Genomic DNA, 23,663 nt, shown 5'->3' with positions numbered 1-23,663 from the left:
GTGCGTTGCTGCACTAGCTAAATAGAAATTATAAAAAATACAAGGAGGTCGTATGAATGCACATCAGTATTCAGATCAGATGAGCGATGTTGATACGTCAATCAGTATACCTCGTCGTTATGCATGGCTTGTTTTTGCTTTGACATTTGGTTTGCTCATTTCAGATTACATGTCAAGGCAAGTCTTAAACGCAGTCTTTCCTTTACTTAAAAATGAGTGGTTGCTCAGCGATAGCCAGTTAGGTTTGCTCAGTGGCATTGTCGCCTTAATGGTGGGTTTATTGACTCTGCCGTTGTCATTAATGGCAGACCGTTTTGGAAGAGTGAAAAGCTTGGCCATTATGGCGGCTTTATGGAGTTTGGCGACTTTAGGATGTGCACTGGCTGAAAATTATGAGCAAATGTTTATTGCTCGTTTTATGGTTGGTGTGGGTGAAGCTGCTTATGGCAGCGTGGGAATCGCGGTGGTTGTGGCTGTTTTTCCAAGAGAAATGCGTGCAACACTCGCCAGTGCTTTTATGGCGGGTGGCGTATTTGGCTCATTTTTGGGTGTGGCTTTAGGTGGTGTACTCGCACAGCATTTCGGTTGGCGTTGGGCTTTTGGAGGCATTGCTTTATTTGGTCTCATTTTGGCCTTTCTATATCCAATTTTAGTGAAAGAAAACAGAATAAACGCAATACCTCAAAATAAAAATCGTAGTAAAACCCAGCACATTAAAAGCCCTTTAAAAACTTTATATTCAAGTCGTTCAGTTATTGCCACTTACATTGGTAGTGGTCTGCAATTATTTGTTGGTGGCACAGTGATTGTCTGGATGCCGAGTTATCTCAATCGGTATTACGGCATGAGTACCGACAAGGCAGGTGTGATGGCAGCGGTCATTTTGCTATGTAGTGCAGTAGGCACAATTCTATGCGGCATGTTGTGTGATTATTTGGGCCGTAACTGTCCAGATCGTAAGGTCAGTTTAGCGATTACATACTGCTTGCTCGGTTGTGTTCTTTTATTAATTGCTTTTGCTGTGCCTGCGGGACGTAACCAGTTACTTCTCATCTGCCTCGGAATGTTTATTGCCCTAGGAACCAATGGGCCATCTAGTGCCATGGTAGCTAATCTCACACATAACTCAGTTCATGGTTCTGCATTTGCAACACTCACCTTAGCTAACAATTTTCTTGGTTTAGCGCTTGGTCCTTTGGTGGTCGGCAGAATATCTGATGTGATTGGTTTACATAGCGCATTTCAACTTATGCCATTGGTCAGTATTGCAGCCGCAGCCGTATTTTTTTATGCCAAACGCCATTATCACAAAGATATTGCACGCTTTGAGCAGCAAGGAATAACTGAGCTTAAAAATCATTCAGGTAACCAAATACAAAAATGCGGGATGAATAACAAATGATGATTCGGCAATTACACATTGATGTATTTTTTGACTTTATTTGTCCTTGGTGTTTGATCGGAAAACGTCAGTTACTGATCGCTATAAATAGATTTTATCAGCTTTACCCTAAAGTCAAAGTTGTCGTGCACTGGCGAGGTGTTCAGCTCATACCTGATTTAGCTGTTGAAGGTGTACCGTTTCAAACGTTTTATTTGAAACGGTTAGGTAGCTTGACAGCAGTTCGTATGAGACAAGAACAGGTCAATAAAGCTGCACATAAAGTTGGGCTCAAGATCGATTTTGAACAGATTAAACGGATGCCAAATACGGCCAAAGCTCATCGCTTATTTGATAAAGCTTTAAAAATAGGAACTCCTGATCAGTGCAATGCGTTGTTAGAACAACTCTTTGCTGCATATTTTTATGATGGGTTAGACATCGGAAATACCACCACTTTATACAAAATCGCGAAACGTTGTGGCTTCTCACCTGAGCTTATCAAAGATTTACTTATTCAAGATCATCAAGATTTTATCTCTGCAAGTACAGGAGGTAATGGCGTGCCTTATTTTATTTTTGATCGGGCTTCTACTTTAGTGGGCGCGCAATCAGCAGATGCACTTTATCAAGCAATGCAAGAGGCGCTAGCGGGGCAGGGAGAGTTGATATGAGCAACCGATTTGAAGTGCCTTTTGAAAAAATTCCCAATTTAGGTGAGCGGGCTTTTTTAAAAATTGGAGATAAAAATCTCGCACTATTTAACGTTGCGGCTCAGTTTTATGCAATCGATGACAGCTGTCCTCATCAGGGGGCATCGCTATTTAGTGGACGTCTAGAAGGACGAGTGATTCAGTGTTGTGCCCATGGTCTACGTTTTGATTTAACAAATGGCTGTTTGGTTAATTCTGCGCATCTTAAAGTTGCGACTTATCCCGTGGAAGTGGCCGAGGACAAGGTATTTATTGTGATGCGTTGTGGGGAAAATCATGAGTAGTTTAGTTCTGAAAAATTTTTCCCAGCGTACAAGAGAATTAGCGCCAGGCTTTGTGGTCAGTTCGGTCGTTGCTGCGGCTGCCTGTTTTTTATCAGAGCATTATGGTGCGCCAGTCATGCTATTTGCACTACTGCTTGGCATGAGCGTGAATTTTTTAGCGGCTGAAAGTAAATGTAAGGTAGGTATTGAGTTTACTGCACGTAGTGTGCTCAGAATGGGCATCGCGTTACTCGGCATGCGTATAACTTTGGGGCAAATTACCGCACTAGGTTGGCAGCCTGTTGCGTTAGTTGTCACTCTAGTTATTGTCACAATCGCCGTTTCTGTTATTGCCGCTAAAATCTTAGGTTTCCAAAAACTATTTGGCATGCTCACTGGTGGATCAACAGCAATCTGTGGTGCTTCAGCCGCATTGGCACTATCGGCTGCTTTTCCAAATCATCCGCAAAAAGAAAAAGCGACTTTATTTACCGTGATTGGCGTATCGGCACTTTCAACATTTGCAATGATTGTCTATCCCATGATTGCGAAGTGGTTAGAGTTATCACCACAAGCTGCTGGTGTGTTTCTTGGTGCTACGATTCACGATGTGGCGCAAGTGGTCGGCGCTGGTTATAGCATGTCTACTCAAACGGGGGATACGGCGACTGTAGTTAAACTTATGCGTGTGGCAATGCTGCTTCCAGTAATTGTTTGTGCGGCTATGATTACTCGCATGCAAGGAGCAGATTCAACGGGGGGACGACCGCCATTACTGCCTTGGTTTGCTGTTGGCTTTTTAATATTGGCTGGTATTAACAGTACAGGATGGGTGCCAACGATGGTTCAAAATGGAATTAATGATTTATCACGCTGGTTTTTAGTCATCGCAATTAGTGCTTTAGGAATGAAAACTCAGTTAAAAGAATTAGCATCTGTCGGCATTAAACCAATTCTTTTAATGATCGGCGAAAGCATCTTTTTAGTGGTGTTAGTTCTTGGGCTTATGCGCTTGTGGTTTTAATTTTAAAAATTAAATTTTTAAGGAAGTTATGGAATAGTTCCCCAGCTTCCTTATATTTTAAACGACTTCATTGGGCTTCACATAAAGAGAAATTAATTGAGCAGGGCTTTATTGTGACTACGCCACGTATTCGGTGACATACCAAATTGGCTAATGAACCAACGCGTAAAAGAACTCGGCATTGAGTAACCTAAAATATCAGATACTTGAGCAAGTGAATAATTTAGATTTTTTAAATAACGAAATACGAGATCTTTGCGTACTTCATTCATTAAATCACTAAAACTCGTCTGAGCTTCTTCTAATCGACGCTGTAAAGTCCGTACGTGCATACCGTGTGTTTGAGCGACTTGATCAATCGTAGCGCGCCCCATTGGCAAAAGAAGATAAATACTTTTACGAATATCAAAAATCATGGTCGATTCATTACTATTCTGCAAAATATCTAAATAACGTTGTGCATGGTTAGCCATAGCCAGATTTGCTTGAGGGTTCGTTGTATCAAGTTCGGCCACCGTACAAACAATACCATTAAAGTCACTACCAAACTCGAGCGCACAGCCAAAAATCCGCCGATGTAAAGTTAAATCGCTAGGCGGGTTATGAGTGAAGTGTACACTTAACGGCCGCCATTTTTGCATCATGAGTGCTGCACAAAAACGATGAGTAATCCCTAAAGCAAGTTCCGTCGCTTGGCGGCTATACCCGCAAGTTGTTGTCACAACTTCCTCTCGAATAACAACCGTATCATCAATTTCTTCAATATATATTTCAAGTGAGTTATTGAGTAAATTCCTATAACGAACAATCGTTTGTAGCGCTTCTCTCAAAGTATATTGGTAACTTAATAATAAGCTCAGTTCACCAAAATCCGCGATTTCGCGTTGCTCAGCCATATGTAAACCGAAAACATCACAATTACTCATTTGGGCTGAGTCTTCAAGCAAGGTAATGGCTTTATCTACAGGAATACGTTGTTTAAGATCATTCAATTGAGTTTGGCTAAGCCCAACACGTGATAATAAATGGTAGGGATTTAGATCTAATTGCTGAGCAACTGCCAGATAATTTTTTAAAGAGGCGGTATGCGCAAGAGGCACCATTTTATTATCTCCTGTTCTTAATCAGCCATATTCCTTACAGCTCATATCTAGTTATAACTAAAATATCCACATTACAAAAGCTTTTATTTAAGAGCCTAATCGTGATGTCTATTTAATTTTAAACCTGTTCTTTTAATTCACTTGTAATTACAAATACTATTTTAATTAATTTACGAACTTTTAAAAAGATGTGTCGTCAAATGAAAAGTCCGTGACGCCTTATGTACACCATTAACTGAAATGAGCCTTTATTGTGAATGGAGTTTTATAAAAATTCTTATGCATCCTAGATGGCAAAATTCACAGGCGTCGAAATGAAAAAAATACAAACCAAAGCAACAATTTTAATTATTCCGGGGTTACGCGATCATGTTCCCGAGCATTGGCAAACGATTTTAGAAACAAGGCTAGCAAAGGTTCGTTCTGTACCACCTGTGCAAATCAATAAACTCAATTGTGAAAATAGAGTTGCTGCTATTCAGGCACAACTCGAACAAATACAAGGGCCTGTCATTTTGGTTGCACACAGCGCAGGCGTGCTGATGACAATACACTGGGCAGCAAAATATCAAAGACCAATTCAAGGAGCTCTACTTGTGGCTCCACCTGACTTAAACGAAAGCTGGCCAGAAAATTATCCAAGCCCAACCGTACTTCATCAAGAAGGATGGAGTCCTTTACCTAATCAAACACTACCTTTCCCCAGCATTTTGATTGCAAGCACCAATGACCATTTAGCTCGTTATGAAGCTGTAAGTGAAATGGCAGAAAAGTGGGGTAGTCAACTCGTAAATTTAGGTGAAGTGGGACATTTAAACCCTGCATCTGGCTTTGGCTATTGGCCTTTAGCTGAACAATTCATTCAACAATTAGATCAGGTCGAACAACCAGCCTAGGGCAAAAAATACCTGCTTATGTAAACCATTTAAAAGCCAATGGATGGCTTTGAGTAATAAGCAATAAATAAAAAAAATCATATTTATAAGGAGATAATATGATGGGTCATTACGTCTATTTAAATCAAAGAAATAATCACGTTTTATATATTCAAAAAATAGGTGTTTCATTAAGCCTAATTTTATTCATGTCTAAAGCGAACGCAGCCAGTTTTGATATTGATAAAGACTGGAAGTTCGAGACAAAAACGACATTAAGCCTAGGTGCCAGTTGGAGTACACAAGACCCATCTGTTTCATTACTTTATCGGCCTGACGCAAACAAAATAGGGAAACAAGGTGCTAGCATTGATGTGAATGGTGATGATGGGCGTATGAATTTTAGTAAATATGATGCCATTTCACAGATTATTAGAGGCATAACTGAAGTTAAGCTAAATGGAAAACAACAAGGTGCGGTCATTAGCACTAAATACTGGTATGACCATGCCTATGAGACAGGACAAGGAGACTTTAAACCCTTTAATGATTCAGCGTGGCCAAGGCTCGCAAAGTTCAAAGGTATCGATTTATGGAATGCCTATATATGGAAAGATTTTGAATTAGATGATGGAAAAAGCATCAATTTAAAATTAGGCAAACAGACTTTAAATTGGGGGAAATCTCAGTTTTTTCAAAACGGTTTAAATTCGGTGAGTGCCTTTGATTTTGCTGCAATTAACCGACCGGGTGGTGATGCAAAAGAAAGAATCATTCCAACCGAAATGTTTTCGTTCGACACAAGCATTAATAAAAATTTGAAAATAGAAGGGTTCTATCAATTTAAATTTAGACCTTCAGTTGTTGATGGTAACGGAACTTTTTTTGAGATTTCAGACTTTGTGCCCGAAAATGCAGGTCCAGTTCTGATTGCTGGAGGGGGAGATAAATTATCAGATACCGCAATTCGTTTACGTACCTATATTCCACGTGCAGAAAGTAGAAAAGCAAAGGATAACGGCCAATATGGTATTGCTTTAAAACAGACATTACCAAGTTTAAATAATGCTGAGTTAGGTATTTACTATGCGAACTACCATAGCCGTAATGCAAACTTTGATGGAACCGCTGTAACAGCAGCAGGACCCGAACATTTTAATACCGCGAGTTATTTTTCTATCTATCCTGAAAATATCAAAATGTTTGGATTAAGTCTGACTGGGAAAGTTGGAACAACAACCGTTTTTAGTGAATTAACCCACAAACCTAATCAACCTTTACAACTAAACGGTACAGACATTGTCTATGCCCAAGTGTTATCGGAAGGAACACCATTTGCGCCTTCGGGAAAAACTGTTGAATTAGGTCAATATATTCAAGGCTATGTACGTTTACCCGTAACACAATTTTCGGTGGGAGCAACTGATAGCATATTCAATATTTGGGGTGCAAATTCGCTGACATGGTCTACAGAGTTTGGCTTAAACCATATTGCAGATATTGGTAATCATCGGATTGGCCGGACAGGCGCATTTGGCCGTAGTGAGCTTTCAACAGGGGCTTATAATCCTGAAACAGGTGAGTTTAAATGTACGCCGTATGGTACAGCTCATCTTACAAATGCAGAAATAGACAATTTAAATGAACGCTTTTGTAATAAAAATGGTTTTTTTAATGAATGGTCATTTGGCTACCGATTACGTGGTGCATTAAATTATCAAGATATTTTACCCTCTACAGTGATTACGCCAAGTCTTAGTTTTAGACATGATGTTTATGGATATAGCCAAAACTTTCAAGAAGGGCAAATGAGTGTAAGTGCGGCGTTATCTATGACTTATCAGCAAAAATATACAACAGAGATTGCCTATAATAACTTTTTTGGTTCTAATGAATTTAGCACCATAGATGATCGAGATTTTGTATCATTAACATTTAAAGCTAATTTTTAGTTCAATTATTTTATTAAAAAAATATAGAAAGACTCGTTATAAATGAGATTTAGACGTGGAGGATAACTTTTGAAATTTAGATCAAAAATTGATTGGTGGCTTTTATTAATATTTGTTGTTATCACTGCCAATATCCTTATGAAGATTTATGAAGCAAATCATCATTATTCTTTAGCTTCAAATTTTCCACATCTTGTCATTTATAGTTTAATCATTTTTATTATTTGGCTTCCCATCTTTAATACTTATTATGTGGTAGAAAACAACACTTTAATGATTAAGAGTTTGGTATTCCGATGGAAAATTAATATTGATGATATTACCCAAATAGAGCCTACTCATAATCCACTCTCATCTCCAGCACTCTCATTAGATCGACTCAAAATTTATTATATGAAAAATGGAGAAATTACTTCAGTGATGATTTCACCAAAAGATAAAGAACGTTTTTTTCAAGCCATAAACAAAAGACTCCATTAAAGTTGCTTGTTTAATTGCAAACATAAATTACGCTATTTCCATGACGACAAAAAATAAATGGAGATAACCCATGGCGACACGTTTTTTACTGCCAATTTTTGGCACTACGGTTTTAATTACATTAGCTGGATGCGCTTCATCCTCTCAATATCCAATTACCGACAGTTATGGGCCAGATCCAAAACTTCCTGAGCCTAAATCAAGCCTATTACCAACCGTTAATATAGCTCCAGCAGAAGGCTGGCCGAGTGGTGTTATGCCAACACCGGCAGAAGGTTTGAAGGTAAAAGCATTTGCAAAAGGGCTTGAACACCCGCGTTGGCTTTATGTGTTACCCAATGGTGATGTATTGGTTGCTGAAACAGATGCCCCACCTAAACCAGAAGACGGTAAAGGGATTAAGGGTAAAATTATGACTTTCGTGATGAGACGTGCAGGATCATCTCATCCGAGTGCCAACCGTATTAGTTTGCTTCGAGACACTAATGGAGATGGAATTGCTGATCAAAAAACGGTATTCCTTCAAAACTTGAATTCCCCATTTGGTATGGCATTAGTAGGTAATAACCTGTATGTCGCTAATACAGATGCACTAGTACGTTTTCCTTATCAAGAGGGCGAAACTCAAATTACGGCCAGTGGAACCAAAGTGTTGGACTTACCGGGTGGCCCTTTAAATCACCATTGGACCAAAAATGTGATTGCTAATCCAGCTGGTACCAAGTTGTACATTACCGTTGGTTCTAACAGTAACGTTGCTGAAAATGGTTTAGATCAAGAAAAAGGCCGAGCACAAATTACAGAGTTTGATATCGCAAGTGGCCAGTCACGCCCATTTGCAACAGGCCTGCGTAATCCAAATGGTATGGCTTGGCAACCTCAAAGTGGAAAACTCTGGACGGTTGTTAATGAGCGCGATGAAATTGGGAGTGACCTAGTACCCGACTATATGACGTCAGTTCAAGATGGCGCTTTTTATGGCTGGCCTTACAGCTACTATGGTCAACATGTTGATGTACGAGTAAAACCACAAAATCCAGCAATGGTTGCTCGTGCAATTAAACCAGACTATGCACTAGGCAACCATACGGCTTCTTTAGGCCTCACATTTTATGCAGCCGAACTCATGCCGCAATTTAGAGGAGGTGCATTGATCGGTCAGCACGGTTCTTGGAACCGTAAGCCTCACAGTGGTTATAAAGTCATTTTTGTACCATTTAGAAGTGGTCAACCTTCTGGTCCGCCGCAAGATATTTTGACTGGATTCCTCAGTGATAAAGGCAAAGCGTATGGTCGTCCTGTGGGTGTGGCAATTGATTTCTCAGGTGCCGTGTTAGTTGCAGATGATGTGGGCAATACGATTTGGCGCGTTTCGCCAGTTGCAGAGACAACTTATGAAGCTCCAATGAAATATGCTATTGGAACCCCGCCAGGCACACCATAAAGTGTTTTAACGATCATTTATTAGCATGGGCGGCCTTTAGGCTTTATAGAGGCTCGCCCAAATGGCTATTATTTAATTTTTAAATAACTGAACAAAAAAAATACTAATTGGACTTTATAAGCCAACTTCTCAAAAATGAATATGTGAAAACGATAATGATGTTTAAGGAACAAACACATGAATACACATATTCGAATTGCCGTGGTCGGTGGCGGTATTGCTGGTCTGGCTTTAGCAAGTAATTTAAGTAAACACCCCCATTTAGATGTCCAAATGTTTGAATCTGCACCTCAGTTTTCTGAAATTGGGGCAGGGATTTCTTTTGGTGCTAATGCTGTCAAAGCCATTGAACTGTTAGGTTTAGCCAACGAATATCATGCAATTGCAGATAAAGTATCGCCACCATTTCAAGATGTATGGTTTCAATGGCGCAATGGTTATACCGATGATTATTTATCGGCATCTATCGCGACAGGTGTAGGGCAGTCATCTGTTCATCGTGCTGACTTTCTTGATGCCATTATTCCTCACATGCCTACGCAAAATGTCCACTTTTCTAAACGCCTAGAGGCGATTGAAGAACAAGATGATCACGTGATTCTGCATTTTAATGATGGTAGTCAGCATGAATTTGACTATTTGATTGGGGCTGACGGTATCCGCTCGGTGGCGCGCCAATATGTTTTAGCTTCTCATCATTTACCACCGGTTCATCCACGTTTTTCAGGAACTTGGGCATATCGTGGCATTATTTCTCACGCTTCATTTAAAGAAGCTTTGCAGCAAATAAATGGCGATACAGATTTAGCAGATATTCCCCAAATGTTATTGGGCAAAGACAAACATATTTTAACGTTCCCCATTCGAAAGGGAGAGCAAATTAATATCGTTGCTTTCTGCTCAAACCGCGAAGATACAGTACTACCAGCCGATACACCGTGGACTAAGCCTGTCAATAAAGCTCAAATGCTTTCCGATTTTTCAGACTGGAGTGAAAGCTGCCAAACATTACTCGGTTTAATTGAACAGCCTACCATTTGGGCTTTACATGAAATTGAAGAACTTTCGACTTATCAAAGTACCTCAGGTCATGTCATTGTCATGGGCGACGCTGCACATGCCATGTTACCCCACCAAGGTGCAGGAGCAGGCCAAGGTCTTGAAGATGCATTAATCCTTGCGGCCTTATTATCGACAAAAAACTTACAAGCAGATCAGTTAAACGATGTGTCTTCGATATATGAAAAGCTCCGTTTAAAACGTGCTTGTCGTGTTCAGCAAACTTCTCGTGAGTCTGGCGAAATTTATGAGTGTTATTCGACTCAGTACCCAACGTTTGCCGAAATTGGCGAACATCTTGAGCATCGCTTTGATTGGTTATGGCAACACGACCTAGAAAAGGATGTTGCAGAAGCACAGCAACAATTACATCAATTAGGAATGGCAACCATTTAAATAAATTTTTGTTTTACACACAATTTGCTAAGGAAAGCAATTATGGAAAAACTAAATGCAAATCAATTGATTGATGATGCAAGATTAACACCATTACATTGGCGGGTGATCTTGCTGAGTGCGCTCATTATTATTTTTGATGGCTATGACTTAGTCATTTATGGGGTGGCATTGCCTAAGCTCATGCAACATTGGCAGTTAGATAGTATGACTGCTGGATTGCTGGGCAGTGTTGCATTATTTGGCATGATGTTTGGTGCAATGATTTTCGGTAGTTTGGCCGACAAATTAGAGTCCTATGGCTTTAGCCGTAAGCGTTTAATTATGCTGTGTGTCTTTATTTTTAGCGGTTTTACGGTGTTATGCGGTTTTGCCAACAGTCCTAAAGAGTTTGCCATTTATCGTTTTATTGCCGGCCTCGGTTTGGGCGGCGTAATGCCAAATGTTATTGCCATAATGACCGAGTTTGCCCCAAAGAAATTACGATCAACTTTGGTATCGCTCATGTTTAGTGGCTATGCAATTGGTGGCATGAGCTCAGCACTTTTAGGCATGTGGTTGGTTCCTAAATTTGGTTGGCAAATCATGTTTATTTTGGCGGGTATTCCACTCATTTCATTACCTATTATTTGGAAATTTTTACCCGAATCAATCGATTATCTAGTTCGCCAGAAAAAATGGAATGAGGTGCATGATTTACTTCAACAGCTAGCACCAGAACAAAACATAGCTGATCATACAAGCATCGTATTACACCAAGAAAATCAACAAACCGCCGCTCGTCCTTTGGTTGCTCTATTTACCGAGAACCGTGCTTTAGTCACTGTGTTTTTCTGGATGAGTGTATTTATGGCTTTACTGATGGTGTATGCGCTCGGTAACTGGATACCAAAACTTATGGTCGAGGCCGGATATGATTTATCAACCAGTCTGGTCTTTTTATTGGCGCTAAACTTGGGTGGGATGTTGGGTGCAATCGGTGGTGGTTACTTTGCTGATCGTTTTCACCTAGGCAAAGTCATTTGTTTACTCTTCTTAGCGGGTGCAATTTCACTTTACTTGCTGAGCTATGCTTTACCCATGGTCATTTTATATCTCTGTATTGCCATTGCAGGAGCGGCTTCTATCGGCGGGCAAATTTTATTGCTCGCTTATATGGCTCAGTTTTACCCTTCACCAATTCGCAGTACTGGCATTGGTATGGCTTTGGGCGTAGGCCGTATTGGGGCGATTTTAGGTCCGATTTTATGCGGCTGGCTTTTAAGTTTGCATTTACCCATTGAATATAATTTTATCGCGCTAGCCATTCCTTGTGTGCTGGCAACCTTAAGTGTTATTGCCATAAGTATTTGTAATCGAACCAAACGTGTAATGCTAAATTCAAGTATATCTCCATAAGAATTAAGCATTTTCATTCCTGTAAAAGGAACTAAACTCTAAGCAAAGAAGTTAAAGTCTTTGTTTAGAGTATTTAAAGGATCAGAACCATGGATTTAGGTTTGATTAAAGTTTTTGTTTGTATTTATGAGTCTCGTCATATTAGTAAAGCTGCTGATAAATTGAATTTGAGTCAGCCTTCTGTGACTTATAATTTGAACCGTTTACGCCGTCAATTAAATGACGAGTTGTTCACCCGAAGCAGAGGTGGCGTCGAACCTACAAAAGTTGCACATGAGCTTTATCCAATTTTTCATCAAGCAATTTTTAATATTGAATCAGCGATTGCTCAAGCACAGGAGTTTCATCCTCAAAACTCCAATAAAACTTTCCGAATCGGACTGTCCGACGCAGGGGAGATTTGCCTATTGCCTAGTCTTATGGCCTTTTTGCAGAAAACAGCGCCCTATATTCAAATTGAGATTGAAGAGATTCAGTCGTCTAAGGTTGAACAGTGGCTTATTGATGGCTTTTTAGATCTAGCCGTATTTAATAGTACACAGACCATAATGCCCAAAATAGAAACGCGTACTTTATTTGAAGAAAGATATGTATGCATTGCTAGAGCTGACCATCCAAGGCTACAACAGCAACTGACGTTAGAGCAATATTTGCAAGAAGATCATGTTGCCATCAAGTCATCGACAGGGCATATCCAAGTTGAGCAATATTTAAAAACAATGGATTTGAAGCGACGAATTCGTTTAGAGGTTCCACATTTTAGTGTTTTACAAGGTGTTTTGCAGAGTTCAGATATGTTGGTTACATTACCATCGCGAGCAGCTCGACATTATTTAGCACATGGTAATGTCCAAATGTTTGAATTAACTTTCGCTATGGATTCTTTTAAAGTGAGCTTGAACTGGTTTAATCGTAGTGATGATATTATTGCTAGAAAATGGCTGATTCAATCTGTCGGTCAAATATTTGAAGTTTTATAAAAACTATTTACAGCTATTTAAAATTTCATTTTCAGATTAAGCGCTTTGATTTGAGAACTTAAAGTTCTTTCCAATTTATTATTAAATTTTGATAGCATTCGCGTTATACAGAATAAGAATTGTATATGAATTATGACAGATCAATTAAGAGCAAAATTTGAGAATTTAGAACTGAACGCAGGTTTAGGGAAAATCAGCGCCTTTATTTCGATGTCACTCAGCTTACTTTGTCTGTTTGGTGCATTATGCTTTTTATTTCCTAGTGTATTAACGACTCCAGAACTCCGTCCTCTTTACGCAAAACATTATCATATTTTTTATTATGGCTTGATTACGGGCATTATTATTAGCGCTGGTTTCGGTGCATTTAGTGCAATTGTCCGTCAAAACCGATATGGCTTTTACGGACTATGTTTTTCACTTTTAGCAGCGGTTTTGGGGTGTGGGGTAATTGAAGCACCCGTTTTACCAAGTGTACCGTTTTATGCAGGTATCGATTATTTTGTACTAACCTTATTCATTTTAGCGTTCATTTTTATTCCGCTTGAAGGTTTTTTTGCTAAAAATCCTGAACAGAAAATATTAAGGATAGGCTGGGTGACTGATATGAAATATTTCATGGTCAGTCATATTGGCATTCAATTATTTAGCTTTTTAACCGTCATGCCGATTCAATATTGGATTACGCATCTACCTGATAATCCAATTGTGCCTTATGTACAAGCTCAGCCAATTTGGCTGCAATTTATTGAACTATTAATTGTGGTCGACTTTACGGTGTATTGGTTGCACCGCGCTATGCATGAAGTTAATTTCTTATGGCGTTTTCACGCAATTCATCATTCGACTGAATATATGGATTGGTTAGCATCTTCTCGTTTGCATGTCATTGAAGTGCTAATGACTCGCTTTATTGCGACTTTACCGATTTTTCTGTTAGGTTTTCATACTTCAGCAGTTTTTGCTTATTTAGTTTTTATTTCATTTCACGCTATTTTTATTCATTCTAATGTGCGTTTTCGTTTTCCATATTTGCGCTGGATTATCGCAACGCCAGAGTTTCACCATTGGCATCATTCTTCAGAAAAACCTGCCATTGATAAAAATTACGCTGCGTTTATTCCACTCTATGATGTCATTTTTAAAAGCGTATATATGCCTAGTCATTTGGCGAGTGTATATGGAACCGTGGGCTATAAAATCCCAAATAGTTTTGTAAAACAGTTTACGTGGCCTTTTAAAAAATATGTAAAACGTTTTTTGAAGCCTTGGCGTGATCAGTAAATCTTAAGTTTTAGCTTAATAAATGTAGAATGCTTAAATGATGACATGTTTAAGCATTCTTCTTGGCATCTGCCACTGCAAAATGAGCCATTTGGTCAGCATACGCTTTTTGAAAAGAAGGGCGTATAGTCGCTCTCTGAACATATGCGAGACAATGGGGGAATTCTGTCAACCCATCAAATTTATTCACCAAACGTAATACGTCAGCCATAACAATATCGGCAATAGAAAACGACTGAGCTAACCATTCACGCTCTGCAAGAAATGACTCCATATGTTGAAGGCGAGACTGAAGAAAGGCATCAAATTGTTTGTGTGCGGGACTATCTGTCTGAGCATTAGAAAATCTTAATAAAGCCCAAGGAAGACTCGCCATTTCTACTGAATTAAGTGCTGCAAATAACCATTCTATAGCTTCATTACGTTGTTTCGGATCTGTAGGTAAAAGTACATCACTACGTTCACCCAAATAAAATAAGATAGCGCCACTTTCAAAAATTGAAATATCACCATCTGTTAACCAAGGAACTTGCCCAAAAGGTTGGTGAGAAAAATGATCATCTCCTCGTTCATAAAAAGATACGCTATTTATTTGATAGGGCATTTTTGCCTCTTCTAATGCCCATCTTATCCTTATATCTCTTACAAAACCTCGTGGTAATTCTGGAACCCAGTCAAAAGTTGTCAAAATGAAATTATCCATAATAAATTTCCTTATATTTTATAATGATAAATAGAAAATCCTTTTGAGCATTTTATTTATTTAGTATCGAAGTTCAGCTCACGAGTGAATTTTGATATTAAAAATAGTCTAACGAATTTCAATAGACATCAATGTAGTAATCGGAAGTTAAATTATTTATTTAAGTATCATTTGTTTTAAATTATTTAAGTCAGCTTCATTTGAGGCTGACTTTTTAACACATCCTTATTTACTTTTAATATTTTTAAAAATCATTAGAAGGGCAATCAGTGCAAGAGCAATAATTAAACTCATATAAATATTGGCACTGTTCATAAGTCCGATTTTACCCACAAAGTAGCCTGCCAGAATTGCTGGAACACTAAAAGCCAAATAGCTTTCAACAAAGAATGCAGCCATTAAACCTGCGCGTTCTTCCGGTAAAGCGAGCGGCATGACTGTGCGAATTGCTCCCATGAAAGCTGTACCAAAACCGACTCCAGTAATAATAGAACCAATAAGTAGAACCACAGCACTTGTAAAATTGATCGCTAAAAATAAAACGGTTGCACCAATAATGATGGATAAGGTGCCCGTGAGCAAAATACGAAAATTGGTAGATTTTCTAAGCGTCAGAATCCCTGCAGCACCTGAAAGAGCGAGCGCCATAAACATACTGCCGTTTAGCCAAGCTGAAGATGTCTGAAAAATTTTTGCCAGTAAAGAGGGCATAAGTGATAAGAAAAAACCACTGACCATCCAAAGTGCAATATTAATAGGGCTAATACTTAATAGAGCACCTCTTGCTTGATGAGGAATAGCCATGTTGGGTTTTAAAGAAGCCAAAGCTCCAGATCTTTTACGTACAGTCTCAGGATTAAAGAAACTTAAAATAAGTTCAAGTGCAAACAAAACACATAAGAGTTCAAAAACCAAATGTAAGGGTTGAGCTGAAAATTGCAGAATAAAACATGTAATAAAAACGCCTACTGCCATGCCGACCATTGGGGCAATACTATTAATTAAGGAACCATGATGCTTACTAAAATCTAAGATTGCAGCTCCAATTGCAGAAACGGCAAGACCTGTTGCGATACCTTGTAGGCCACGCGCAATAAATAACATAGAAACATCTGAGGCAAAAAGGAAAAAGCTCATTGAAGCGATTTGCAAAAAAATTGCTGAAATAATGACGGGCCGACGTCCGATATAATCAGATAAAGAGCCAATAATGAGTAAAGAAGCAAGTAAGGTAAACGCGTAGGTTGCAAAAATTAAAGTTAAGATAACGGGCGAAAATTGCCATATCTGCTGATACAAACGATATAAAGGCGTAGGGGCACTAGACGCCGCCATAAAGGTCATAAGCGTGATTGTGTTTAAGGTCAACGCTACTGTTGAATCTAACTGAAAAACTGATCCAGACCGTTTTGAACTTGAATTGTTCATATAAGATGAATAACATAAAAGCGAATATTTAGCTTTTATACATGATTTTTACACTAAAGCAAATCATTAGCTTTAGTGTATTTTGTATATACAAATATTATTTTAATCGTTTTTATTGAAGTAGAGCTAATTAATGGCAAAAGTTGTTACTGGGTTACGCCCGGGTGGTCGTAGTGAAAGAATTCAAACTGCGGTACATCAAGCAGTAAAAGAGCTTCAAAAAAATCTGGAGCAAAGCCAAATTACTATACCCATGATTGCTGATGAAGCAGGTGTAACACCTTCTACAATTTATCGTCGTTGGGGAGATATCAATCAGTTATTTTCAGATGTTGCTCTTAATGAGCTGAAACCCGATATGGAGCCAAAAGATTTAGGCTCATTTCAGCTTGATATCACGACATGGGTCGAACAATATTTTGAAGAGTACTCTTCTGAAGTAGGGCAAACACTGCTACGAGATTTGCTATATGCAACTGAATCTTCAAACGCTCGAAAGTGCGAAACTTTAATCGTTCAACAACTTGATATTATTCAAGCCAGAGCTAAGGCACGTAGTGAATTAACTATAGAAAATCAAGAAATTATCGAAGCTGTTATTGCACCTATGTTATTCCGCATCTTATTCACTGATCGTACATTAAGCTTAGACTATGTCCATATTTTATTAGAGCGGTTATTTAAGGCCCACCCTAATTTTAATTAATTTATCACAGCTTATTAGTGTAATTTTTTAACAAGAAATAGGCATTTTCTCTTGTTAAAAAATTATATATCAATTTTTCTTATTATTTTTAAATTAAATTTTCATAATTTATAATTTACATGTTTTTAATAAAGTCATTTATTTAATAAATGATAGTCCTGAATCAGTTAAACAAGTTATTAAAGCCGGTTTTATTAACTTAAATAGAGTTTAATTTTAATATAAACAATAATTTAATCTTATTTTTAATAAATTTTATAATTTTTTAAATCTTAAAATAAAAAGTATTCTATACAAATTAATGCATGATTTTTGAATTTGACATTTTTTAAATTTATAACACAGGGTGTTTTTTATTCTTTACAATGGCTTTTCCTTGTTAAAGCAGCTTGTGGTGCTAGCTTTATATTTTATTTTTTTATCCCCATCGAAAAGGTATTTAGATAATGGATTTCAATACCCTTGACCAAGAAACGGTACAGAAAAAACAGAAATTTCACCAAATTTTGTATGTACAGGTCATTTTTGCAATTATTTTGGGCATTTTAATTGGTCATTTTTACCCAGAACTTGGCGAAAGTTTAAAACCGCTTGGTGATGCATTCATCAAGATCGTTAAAATGATTATTGCTCCCGTCATCTTTTTAACAGTTGTTACAGGCATTGCCAGTATGACAAACATGAGCCGTGTGGGTCGTGTAACTGGTAAAGCGATGCTTTATTTTCTGACCTTCTCAAGCTTGGCTCTTGTGGTTGGTATGATTGTGGCAAATATTATCCAACCGGGTAAAGGCCTTAACATCGATCCTGCTACCTTAGTCAACGATAAAGTAAATACTTACGTTGAGAAGGCACATGCAACAAATATTACCGACTTCTTCATGAATATTATCCCGCAAACCTTAGTCAGTCCTCTGGCTGGTGGCGAGATTTTGCAGGTGTTATTTGTAGCGGTGTTATTTGGTATTTCTTTAGCTGCTTTAGGCGACCGAGCGCGCCCAATTACCGATTTTTTAAATAACTTAACAGCTCCAGTTTTCTATTTGGTCGGTATGTTAATGAAGCTTGCTCCAATTGGTGCTTTTGGTGCAATGGCTTTTACCATCGGTGCTTATGGAATCGAATCAATTGGTAATTTATTACTATTAATTATGACGTTCTATATTACTGCGGTGTTATTTGTCGTAGTGATCTTAGGTGCAGTAGCTCGTTACAACGGTTTTTCAATTATTCATTTAATTCGTTATATCAAAGATGAACTTTGGTTGGTTTTAGGAACAAGTTCTTCAGAAGCAGCTTTGCCATCTTTAATGGACAAAATGCAAAAAGCAGGTTGTGAAAAATCAGTGGTAGGTTTAGTCATTCCAACAGGTTATTCATTTAACCTTGATGGTACAAATATCTACATGACTATGGCAGCTCTGTTTATTGCACAAGCGTGTAATGTAGATTTATCAATTAGTGAACAAATTGCATTGCTTCTTGTTGCAATGGTAAGTTCTAAAGGTGCAGCAGGGGTGACTGGTGCAGGCTTTATTACTCTGGCTGCAACTCTATCCGTTGTGCCGGCTGTTCCTGTCGCAGGTATGGCTTTAATTCTTGGTATCGACCGTTTTATGTCGGAATGCCGTGCATTAACAAACTTAGTTGGTAATGCTTGTGCAACAATTGTGGTGGCACGTTGGGATAAGGCTTTAGATAAAGATCTTCTTGATAAAGCATTAAAGAACCATAAAGCAGATTAACCTTACAAAATAAAAAAATCTGTAGCTAAGGGTAATTTGGGAGAGTAGCCCTGCTACAGATTTTTTATTTAATAACTAAAAAATATATTTTAATTAAGCCATTCTAAAGTTCTGCAACATTACATTACTTGTCTTTCAAGAAAGACAGTACTGTAATTAAAATCAAGTCGTAAAAAATTATGCTTTTAAGTGATCCTCAAACTCTTCACCTAATTGCATAGCTAATGAATTACCTGCTAACTCACAAGTGACCAAACCATATTCTTTTTTAAAACTAAAAGTAAAACCTTTCCCGTCAGCGAGATTTTTAACTGAATACCCTAACTTTTCTAACCAAATACGAAACGCAATCAAATTTTTAGCTTTAACAACCTTTTTCACGTGAGAACTCCTTCTATCCGTGGCATTACATCTTATTTATTAATAGGGTTTTAATTGGATTTTTTAAAGGGGTAAAACTTTTTTTTATTTTTCAACTTGTAAAAAAGTAAGAAAAGATTTTATTTTTATAAAATAATAAATTCATCATATGTATGAAAAATAATAAATTTTTATTTAAAGAGCAGTCTTCTTGAGTGTTTTTGAAAATATAAACTCAACGTTATTTTTAGAATAGTGAGTAAATAAAAAACAGAGTAAATGTAAAAAATAATTACAGACAACAGCTAATAAGCAAAAAGATACAGTTCTTAAAATGAAACCGTATCTTTTTTTTAAAGCCCAATTTTAGAAATTATCTTTAAGAGTACGTATATGTGCGAAGTCTTCAACACTTTCTGCGCGAAGAAAGGGGTTGGTCGCCAATTCAAGTTCAATCGTACTTGGTAGCGTGATTAAACCTTGTTTACGTAGTTCACGGACTTCTTGAGCTCGTTCTGATAAGGCAAGATTATGCGGTTCTACCGTTAAAGCAAATTCGGCATTTGAAAGCGTGTATTCATGTGTGCAATAAACTTTTGTGTTGGTTGGTAATGCTGCTAGACGGCTCAGTGAGTGATACATTTGTTCAGCCGTGCCTTCAAATAATCGACCACATCCCATTGCAAACAAAGTATCACCACAAAATACAGCTTCTAATTCTTCAATAAAATATACAATGTGCCCTAAGGTATGACCTGGAGTTGCAATAATTTCTACTTTTAAATCATTAAATTTTAGATGATCGTCATGTTGTAAGGGATGGGTAATTCCCGGAATCTTTGTGAGCTCATCACGGGGACCATAGACAGTAATATTTTGGGTGGCCGTTAAATCAGCAACACCCCCTATATGGTCTTTATGCCAATGAGTAAGCCAAATTTGTTTTAAATTTAACTGATGCTTCTGACAAAATTGTGTGACTAGTTCTGCTTCTGTTGGGTCAACTGCTACAGCTTCTTGGGTTTCAGTATCTTCTAAAATCCAGATATAGTTTTGGAGGGCATTCTGCACATCAATAAAATGAATTCTATAACGCATTGTTTTATCCTGAAACTAAATCCAAAGAGTAAATGAATAATAATGACTAAGTCTGATCATACCAGAAAATGGTATTGAGCCATGTACTCAACTATCTTTAAGAAAAGAGTTGTATAAAACAAAAAAAGCCCTCTAGAAGAGAGCTTTTTTGTATGGATGACTTAACGGAGTTTAGCGAGCCAGTTTCCTAGCGTTTGTACGATCTGTACTAATAGTAATAGGATAATGACTGTTAAAATAACAACGCTGGTATCAAAACGTTGATAACCATAAGAAATCGCTAAATCACCAATACCACCTGCACCAACTGCGCCAGCCATAGCGGTTGCACCGATAAGACTGATTGTCGCTGTTGTAAGGTTTAAAATGAGCGAACTGCGTGCTTCAGGCAAAATAAAGCGATAGATAATTTGCCAAGGTGTAGCACCCATTGCTTGAGCAGATTCAATAATTCCTTCATTGACTTCAAGCAATGAAGTTTCAATCAGACGTCCCATATAAGGACCAACATAAATAGTCAATGGAACAATAGCTGCCCATGTACCAATTGAAGTACCTACTAACAGCTTAGTAAGAGGAATCACTGCAATAAGTAAAATAATAAAAGGGAGGGAGCGTAAAGCATTTACAATTGGATTAAGTAAATGATAAATCACTTTATTCGGTAAAATGCCATCTGGACGGGTAACTAATAAAATAATTCCCTGAATAAATCCCCAAATACCACCAAACAAAAGTGCGAAGAAAACCATATTAAAGGTTTCTTGCAAAGCTGTAACGAATTGATCAATAGAAAGGGAGCTGTGCCAGAAAGGTTGAGTAAGTTCAGTTAACCATTGTACGATTAAATCTCTCATACTTGATCTCCTGATTGAACTACACCTACTTCATTTTGTTCCAAAAACTCAATAGCCTGCTTAATTAGCTGAGGATCACCTAAAAGCTGCACAAACATTTGACCAATGACTGTGCCATTAATTTCAGTCATGTTGGCAAATAAAATATTTAAGCTAATATCGAATTGTTTAATCAGTGACTGAATTACAGGTTCTTGAGCAGAACGCCCTAAAAACTGTAAACAGTAAATACTATGATGATGCTGGTTTTCAAGCTGATTTAAAATGTTCACAGGCAACTGTTGATGTAAAACAGTTTGAATGAAGTTTTTAGTCGTTGGATGTTGAGGTTTACTAAAGATATCAATCGTTGAACCTTGTTCAATGACTTTACCTGCTTCCATCACAGCCACATGATCACAAATAGTTTCGATGACATCCATTTCATGGGTCACCATAACAATCGTGATTTTTTGCTCTTGATTAATTTTCTTCAGCAGTTCTAAAACTGATTTGGTAGTTTGCGGATCTAGAGCAGAAGTTGCTTCATCACACAAAAGAATTTTTGGATGATTTGCCAAAGCACGGGCAATACCGACACGTTGCTTTTGTCCGCCAGAAAGTTCATCTGGGTAAGCATCTTTTTTATGCTTAAGATCAATGAACTCCAATAACTCATTCAGGCGTTTTTCACGTTCTACCTTATTGTAATTCAGTAGGCGCATTGGCATTTCAATATTTTCAGCAACTGTCTTGGTTTGTAGCAAATTGAAGTGCTGGAAAATCATTCCAATACTTGCACGTTCCTGACGTAATGAGCGCGCATCCAAAGCGGTGAAATCTTTCTGATTAATAATGATTTGACCTTCTGTTGGTCGCTCAAGTAGGTTGATCAGGCGGATTAAGGTACTTTTACCTGCACCACTATAGCCAATGATGCCAAAAATACTGCCCTCTGGAATCTCTAAATTGATTTCGTCGAGTGCGCGTATGGTTTGACTTTTGAGCTGATAGTGCTTTGAAATGTTTTTAAATTGAATCATATCTTCAGAAACTATGCTGGAAAGAAAAAACAGGCAAAGAGAATTTGCCTGTTTCACGTTTGGGCTATTATATTACTATTTAGCTTCTGAGAGATAGCTGATTGGTTTGTCTACGTCAACTTTTGTTCCACCAAAGTGTTCTTCAATGTATTTTTTAACAGCTGCATTGTGGTAAAGCTTACCAACTTTTTGCAAGACAGGATCATTTTTACGTGATTCAGCAGTTGCTAGAACGTTGACACTAATTTTTGAGATTTGATCAATAGGTTCATAGAACATAGAATCTTTGAGTACGTTTAAACCTCCCTCGAGTGCTATGGTATTATTTAATACAACTGCATCAAATTCATTTTTAAGACGTAATGCAGTTTCCATTTTGATTGGTTTGATGTTGATCTTTTTGGGATTTTCGATAACATCAATTGGACTGCCTTGAATAGGATTAAAGTCAGCTTTAAGCTTGATTAAGCCAGCAGTTTGTAACAAGAGTAGCGCACGAGATTCGCTGGCAGCATCATCCGGGATTGAAATAATTGCACCTTCAGGAAGTTCTTCAATTTTTTTGTATTTACTTGAATAAATCCCCATTGGCTCAATATAAGTGGTAGAAACCGCTGCAATCTTATCCGGGTTTGAATTATTAAATGCAGTAAGATAAGAATAAGCTTGGAATGCGTTCAAATCTACTTCTTTATTTGCAATTGCTGTATTCATTGAAACGGAGTCTGTGAAGTTTTTCACTTCTAACTTTAAGCCAGCAGCTTGGGTTTCAGGTAAAGTTGCGATATAACGCCAAATATCAGCATCTGAACCTGTAGAGGCAATTACTACCTTTTGTACTTTGGAACTATCATTGTTTTGTTCGGCTTGTTGAGCATTTTCTTGTTTGCTACATGCTGTCAATAATACTACTGACATGCTTAAAAAAAGGCTGATCAGCTTTTTCATTTAAAAAAGTCCTAAGATATAGAACAATAAAGATTGATCTATATCAATATGAAAAGAGAGGAGTTGAAATTACAACTAGTCTAAACTCTGTGATCTTTTTCTGGGGTTCCATAATTTGCTTGCATATTTTGGCTATAACAGAGGGTAATTGTTTAATAAACAAAAACTGTTTCCCCAAACAGTTCATCCCCAACAGTAGCCAAACGAGCATTCATAAATTTAGAATATTAAAAAACTCTCTACAGTCATAATGTGTAGAGCAAGTCTTTATGGAAATTATTAAAACAGCAGTGTCTGATGACAGTTACAACGTATGCTAATGATATCAATAAAAGTATGCTTGATATAGGGGGCTTCTTTTTATTTGTTGATATCTTTAGCAAAATTTTAAAGATTTATACGATTTTCTTATATCGTGATACGTAATAAAAAAGCCTCTATATA

At 37.7% G+C, this 23,663-nt stretch carries 22 protein-coding genes; 14 read left to right on the top strand and 8 right to left on the bottom strand.

Annotation, left to right across the window (positions count from 1 at the left end):
- Window positions 1-52: 52 nt before the first annotated feature.
- From F886_RS14690 to F886_RS14675, 4 genes are read left to right on the top strand one after another with little or no spacing between them, the layout of a single operon-like run.
- Complete coding sequence (locus tag F886_RS14690) at window positions 53-1,402, top strand: MFS transporter (RefSeq protein WP_005306830.1); 1,350 nt, start codon at window positions 53-55, stop codon at window positions 1,400-1,402.
- Complete coding sequence (locus F886_RS14685) at window positions 1,399-2,055, top strand: DsbA family oxidoreductase (RefSeq protein WP_005306828.1); 657 nt, start codon at window positions 1,399-1,401, stop codon at window positions 2,053-2,055. The genes F886_RS14690 and F886_RS14685 overlap by 4 nt, the downstream gene beginning before the upstream one ends.
- A 14-nt stretch (window positions 2,056-2,069) precedes the next feature.
- A complete protein-coding gene (locus F886_RS14680; protein ID WP_081402281.1) occupies window positions 2,070-2,378 on the top strand; it encodes a Rieske (2Fe-2S) protein in 309 nt (102 codons plus the stop codon).
- Window positions 2,371-3,381, top strand: a complete 1,011-nt coding sequence (locus F886_RS14675; protein WP_005306822.1) for a YeiH family protein — start codon at window positions 2,371-2,373, stop codon at window positions 3,379-3,381. Before F886_RS14680 ends, F886_RS14675 begins: the two co-directional genes overlap by 8 nt.
- A gap of 92 nt (window positions 3,382-3,473) precedes the next feature.
- Here F886_RS14675 and F886_RS14670 read toward each other — a convergent pair whose 3' ends face one another.
- Window positions 3,474-4,484, bottom strand: coding sequence for an AraC family transcriptional regulator (locus F886_RS14670; RefSeq protein WP_005306820.1), 1,011 nt, complete (start codon window positions 4,482-4,484; stop codon window positions 3,474-3,476).
- 290 nt (window positions 4,485-4,774) lie between these two features.
- Here F886_RS14670 and F886_RS14665 point away from each other — a divergent pair, with 290 nt between their 5' ends.
- The 8 genes from F886_RS14665 to F886_RS14630 all read left to right on the top strand — a co-directional run bounded on the left by F886_RS14665 (window position 4,775) and on the right by F886_RS14630 (window position 14,352).
- On the top strand, window positions 4,775-5,380 hold the full coding sequence (locus F886_RS14665; protein ID WP_081402190.1) for an RBBP9/YdeN family alpha/beta hydrolase: 606 nt from the start codon (window positions 4,775-4,777) through the stop codon (window positions 5,378-5,380).
- A gap of 101 nt (window positions 5,381-5,481) precedes the next feature.
- Complete coding sequence (locus F886_RS14660; RefSeq protein ID WP_081402280.1) at window positions 5,482-7,311, top strand: DUF1302 domain-containing protein; 1,830 nt, start codon at window positions 5,482-5,484, stop codon at window positions 7,309-7,311.
- Between the two features lie 69 nt (window positions 7,312-7,380).
- Complete coding sequence (locus F886_RS14655; RefSeq protein WP_005306813.1) at window positions 7,381-7,791, top strand: PH domain-containing protein; 411 nt, start codon at window positions 7,381-7,383, stop codon at window positions 7,789-7,791.
- A gap of 70 nt (window positions 7,792-7,861) precedes the next feature.
- Window positions 7,862-9,235 carry a PQQ-dependent sugar dehydrogenase gene (locus F886_RS14650; protein WP_005306811.1) on the top strand — a complete coding sequence of 458 codons (1,374 nt, stop codon included), beginning with the start codon at window positions 7,862-7,864 and terminating at the stop codon, window positions 9,233-9,235.
- Between the two features lie 177 nt (window positions 9,236-9,412).
- Window positions 9,413-10,690 carry a salicylate 1-monooxygenase gene (salA, locus tag F886_RS14645; protein ID WP_005306809.1) on the top strand — a complete coding sequence of 426 codons (1,278 nt, stop codon included), beginning with the start codon at window positions 9,413-9,415 and terminating at the stop codon, window positions 10,688-10,690.
- A 42-nt stretch (window positions 10,691-10,732) separates the two neighbouring features.
- Window positions 10,733-12,088: an MFS transporter gene (locus tag F886_RS14640; protein WP_005306808.1), complete on the top strand. Its 1,356-nt coding sequence runs from the start codon at window positions 10,733-10,735 to the stop codon at window positions 12,086-12,088.
- Window positions 12,089-12,177: 89 nt separating this feature from the next.
- The gene (locus tag F886_RS14635) at window positions 12,178-13,068 is read left to right on the top strand and encodes a LysR family transcriptional regulator (protein ID WP_005306807.1); all 891 of its coding nucleotides are present in this window, start codon (window positions 12,178-12,180) and stop codon (window positions 13,066-13,068) included.
- Window positions 13,069-13,200: 132 nt separating this feature from the next.
- Window positions 13,201-14,352: a sterol desaturase family protein gene (locus F886_RS14630; RefSeq protein WP_005306805.1), complete on the top strand. Its 1,152-nt coding sequence runs from the start codon at window positions 13,201-13,203 to the stop codon at window positions 14,350-14,352.
- 49 nt (window positions 14,353-14,401) lie between these two features.
- On the opposite strand, the gene F886_RS14625 is transcribed toward F886_RS14630, so the two are convergent.
- Window positions 14,402-15,055: a glutathione S-transferase family protein gene (locus tag F886_RS14625; RefSeq protein ID WP_005306804.1), complete on the bottom strand. Its 654-nt coding sequence runs from the start codon at window positions 15,053-15,055 to the stop codon at window positions 14,402-14,404.
- 225 nt (window positions 15,056-15,280) lie between these two features.
- Window positions 15,281-16,483, bottom strand: coding sequence for an MFS transporter (locus tag F886_RS14620; RefSeq protein WP_005306802.1), 1,203 nt, complete (start codon window positions 16,481-16,483; stop codon window positions 15,281-15,283).
- Between the two features lie 133 nt (window positions 16,484-16,616).
- Here F886_RS14620 and F886_RS14615 point away from each other — a divergent pair, with 133 nt between their 5' ends.
- Both F886_RS14615 and F886_RS14610 read left to right on the top strand, forming a co-directional pair.
- The gene (locus F886_RS14615) at window positions 16,617-17,189 is read left to right on the top strand and encodes a TetR/AcrR family transcriptional regulator (protein WP_005306800.1); all 573 of its coding nucleotides are present in this window, start codon (window positions 16,617-16,619) and stop codon (window positions 17,187-17,189) included.
- Window positions 17,190-17,635: 446 nt separating this feature from the next.
- Window positions 17,636-18,934: a dicarboxylate/amino acid:cation symporter gene (locus F886_RS14610; protein ID WP_004791418.1), complete on the top strand. Its 1,299-nt coding sequence runs from the start codon at window positions 17,636-17,638 to the stop codon at window positions 18,932-18,934.
- 177 nt (window positions 18,935-19,111) lie between these two features.
- Here F886_RS14610 and F886_RS14605 read toward each other — a convergent pair whose 3' ends face one another.
- The 5 genes from F886_RS14605 to F886_RS14585 form a co-directional block, all read right to left on the bottom strand.
- Entirely contained in the window at window positions 19,112-19,315 is a 204-nt protein-coding gene (locus tag F886_RS14605; RefSeq protein WP_003652518.1) for a hypothetical protein, read from the bottom strand.
- A gap of 345 nt (window positions 19,316-19,660) precedes the next feature.
- Window positions 19,661-20,392 (bottom strand): hydroxyacylglutathione hydrolase, encoded by a 732-nt coding sequence (gene gloB, locus F886_RS14600; protein ID WP_005306797.1) that lies wholly within the window; start codon window positions 20,390-20,392, stop codon window positions 19,661-19,663.
- Window positions 20,393-20,553: 161 nt separating this feature from the next.
- Window positions 20,554-21,249 carry a methionine ABC transporter permease gene (locus tag F886_RS14595; protein ID WP_005306795.1) on the bottom strand — a complete coding sequence of 232 codons (696 nt, stop codon included), beginning with the start codon at window positions 21,247-21,249 and terminating at the stop codon, window positions 20,554-20,556.
- The gene (locus tag F886_RS14590; protein WP_005306792.1) at window positions 21,246-22,271 is read right to left on the bottom strand and encodes a methionine ABC transporter ATP-binding protein; all 1,026 of its coding nucleotides are present in this window, start codon (window positions 22,269-22,271) and stop codon (window positions 21,246-21,248) included. Before F886_RS14590 ends, F886_RS14595 begins: the two co-directional genes overlap by 4 nt.
- A gap of 75 nt (window positions 22,272-22,346) precedes the next feature.
- Window positions 22,347-23,219, bottom strand: coding sequence for a MetQ/NlpA family ABC transporter substrate-binding protein (locus tag F886_RS14585; protein WP_005306789.1), 873 nt, complete (start codon window positions 23,217-23,219; stop codon window positions 22,347-22,349).
- Window positions 23,220-23,663: the final 444 nt, after the last annotated feature.

The sequence above is a fragment of the Acinetobacter sp. NIPH 542 genome, assembly GCF_000369825.1.
Classification (GTDB): Bacteria; Pseudomonadota; Gammaproteobacteria; order Pseudomonadales; family Moraxellaceae; genus Acinetobacter; species Acinetobacter oleivorans.
Note: the sequence above shows the minus strand (reverse complement) of the source record. Positions and strands in the feature narration are given on the sequence as shown.

Excerpts from the sequence above, each read along its gene's own strand:
- F886_RS14690 (WP_005306830.1), top strand. The coding sequence starts at position 53 with ATGAATGCACATCAGTATTCAGATCAGATGAGCGATGTTGATACGTCA.
- F886_RS14685 (WP_005306828.1), top strand. The coding sequence starts at position 1,399 with ATGATGATTCGGCAATTACACATTGATGTATTTTTTGACTTTATTTGT.
- F886_RS14675 (WP_005306822.1), top strand. The coding sequence starts at position 2,371 with ATGAGTAGTTTAGTTCTGAAAAATTTTTCCCAGCGTACAAGAGAATTA.
- F886_RS14670 (WP_005306820.1), bottom strand. The coding sequence starts at position 4,484 with ATGGTGCCTCTTGCGCATACCGCCTCTTTAAAAAATTATCTGGCAGTT.
- F886_RS14665 (WP_081402190.1), top strand. The coding sequence starts at position 4,775 with ATGGCAAAATTCACAGGCGTCGAAATGAAAAAAATACAAACCAAAGCA.
- F886_RS14660 (WP_081402280.1), top strand. The coding sequence starts at position 5,482 with ATGGGTCATTACGTCTATTTAAATCAAAGAAATAATCACGTTTTATAT.
- F886_RS14650 (WP_005306811.1), top strand. The coding sequence starts at position 7,862 with ATGGCGACACGTTTTTTACTGCCAATTTTTGGCACTACGGTTTTAATT.
- salA (WP_005306809.1), top strand. The coding sequence starts at position 9,413 with ATGAATACACATATTCGAATTGCCGTGGTCGGTGGCGGTATTGCTGGT.
- F886_RS14640 (WP_005306808.1), top strand. The coding sequence starts at position 10,733 with ATGGAAAAACTAAATGCAAATCAATTGATTGATGATGCAAGATTAACA.
- F886_RS14635 (WP_005306807.1), top strand. The coding sequence starts at position 12,178 with ATGGATTTAGGTTTGATTAAAGTTTTTGTTTGTATTTATGAGTCTCGT.
- F886_RS14630 (WP_005306805.1), top strand. The coding sequence starts at position 13,201 with ATGACAGATCAATTAAGAGCAAAATTTGAGAATTTAGAACTGAACGCA.
- F886_RS14625 (WP_005306804.1), bottom strand. The coding sequence starts at position 15,055 with ATGGATAATTTCATTTTGACAACTTTTGACTGGGTTCCAGAATTACCA.
- F886_RS14620 (WP_005306802.1), bottom strand. The coding sequence starts at position 16,483 with ATGAACAATTCAAGTTCAAAACGGTCTGGATCAGTTTTTCAGTTAGAT.
- F886_RS14615 (WP_005306800.1), top strand. The coding sequence starts at position 16,617 with ATGGCAAAAGTTGTTACTGGGTTACGCCCGGGTGGTCGTAGTGAAAGA.
- F886_RS14610 (WP_004791418.1), top strand. The coding sequence starts at position 17,636 with ATGGATTTCAATACCCTTGACCAAGAAACGGTACAGAAAAAACAGAAA.
- gloB (WP_005306797.1), bottom strand. The coding sequence starts at position 20,392 with ATGCGTTATAGAATTCATTTTATTGATGTGCAGAATGCCCTCCAAAAC.
- F886_RS14595 (WP_005306795.1), bottom strand. The coding sequence starts at position 21,249 with ATGAGAGATTTAATCGTACAATGGTTAACTGAACTTACTCAACCTTTC.
- F886_RS14590 (WP_005306792.1), bottom strand. The coding sequence starts at position 22,271 with ATGATTCAATTTAAAAACATTTCAAAGCACTATCAGCTCAAAAGTCAA.
- F886_RS14585 (WP_005306789.1), bottom strand. The coding sequence starts at position 23,219 with ATGAAAAAGCTGATCAGCCTTTTTTTAAGCATGTCAGTAGTATTATTG.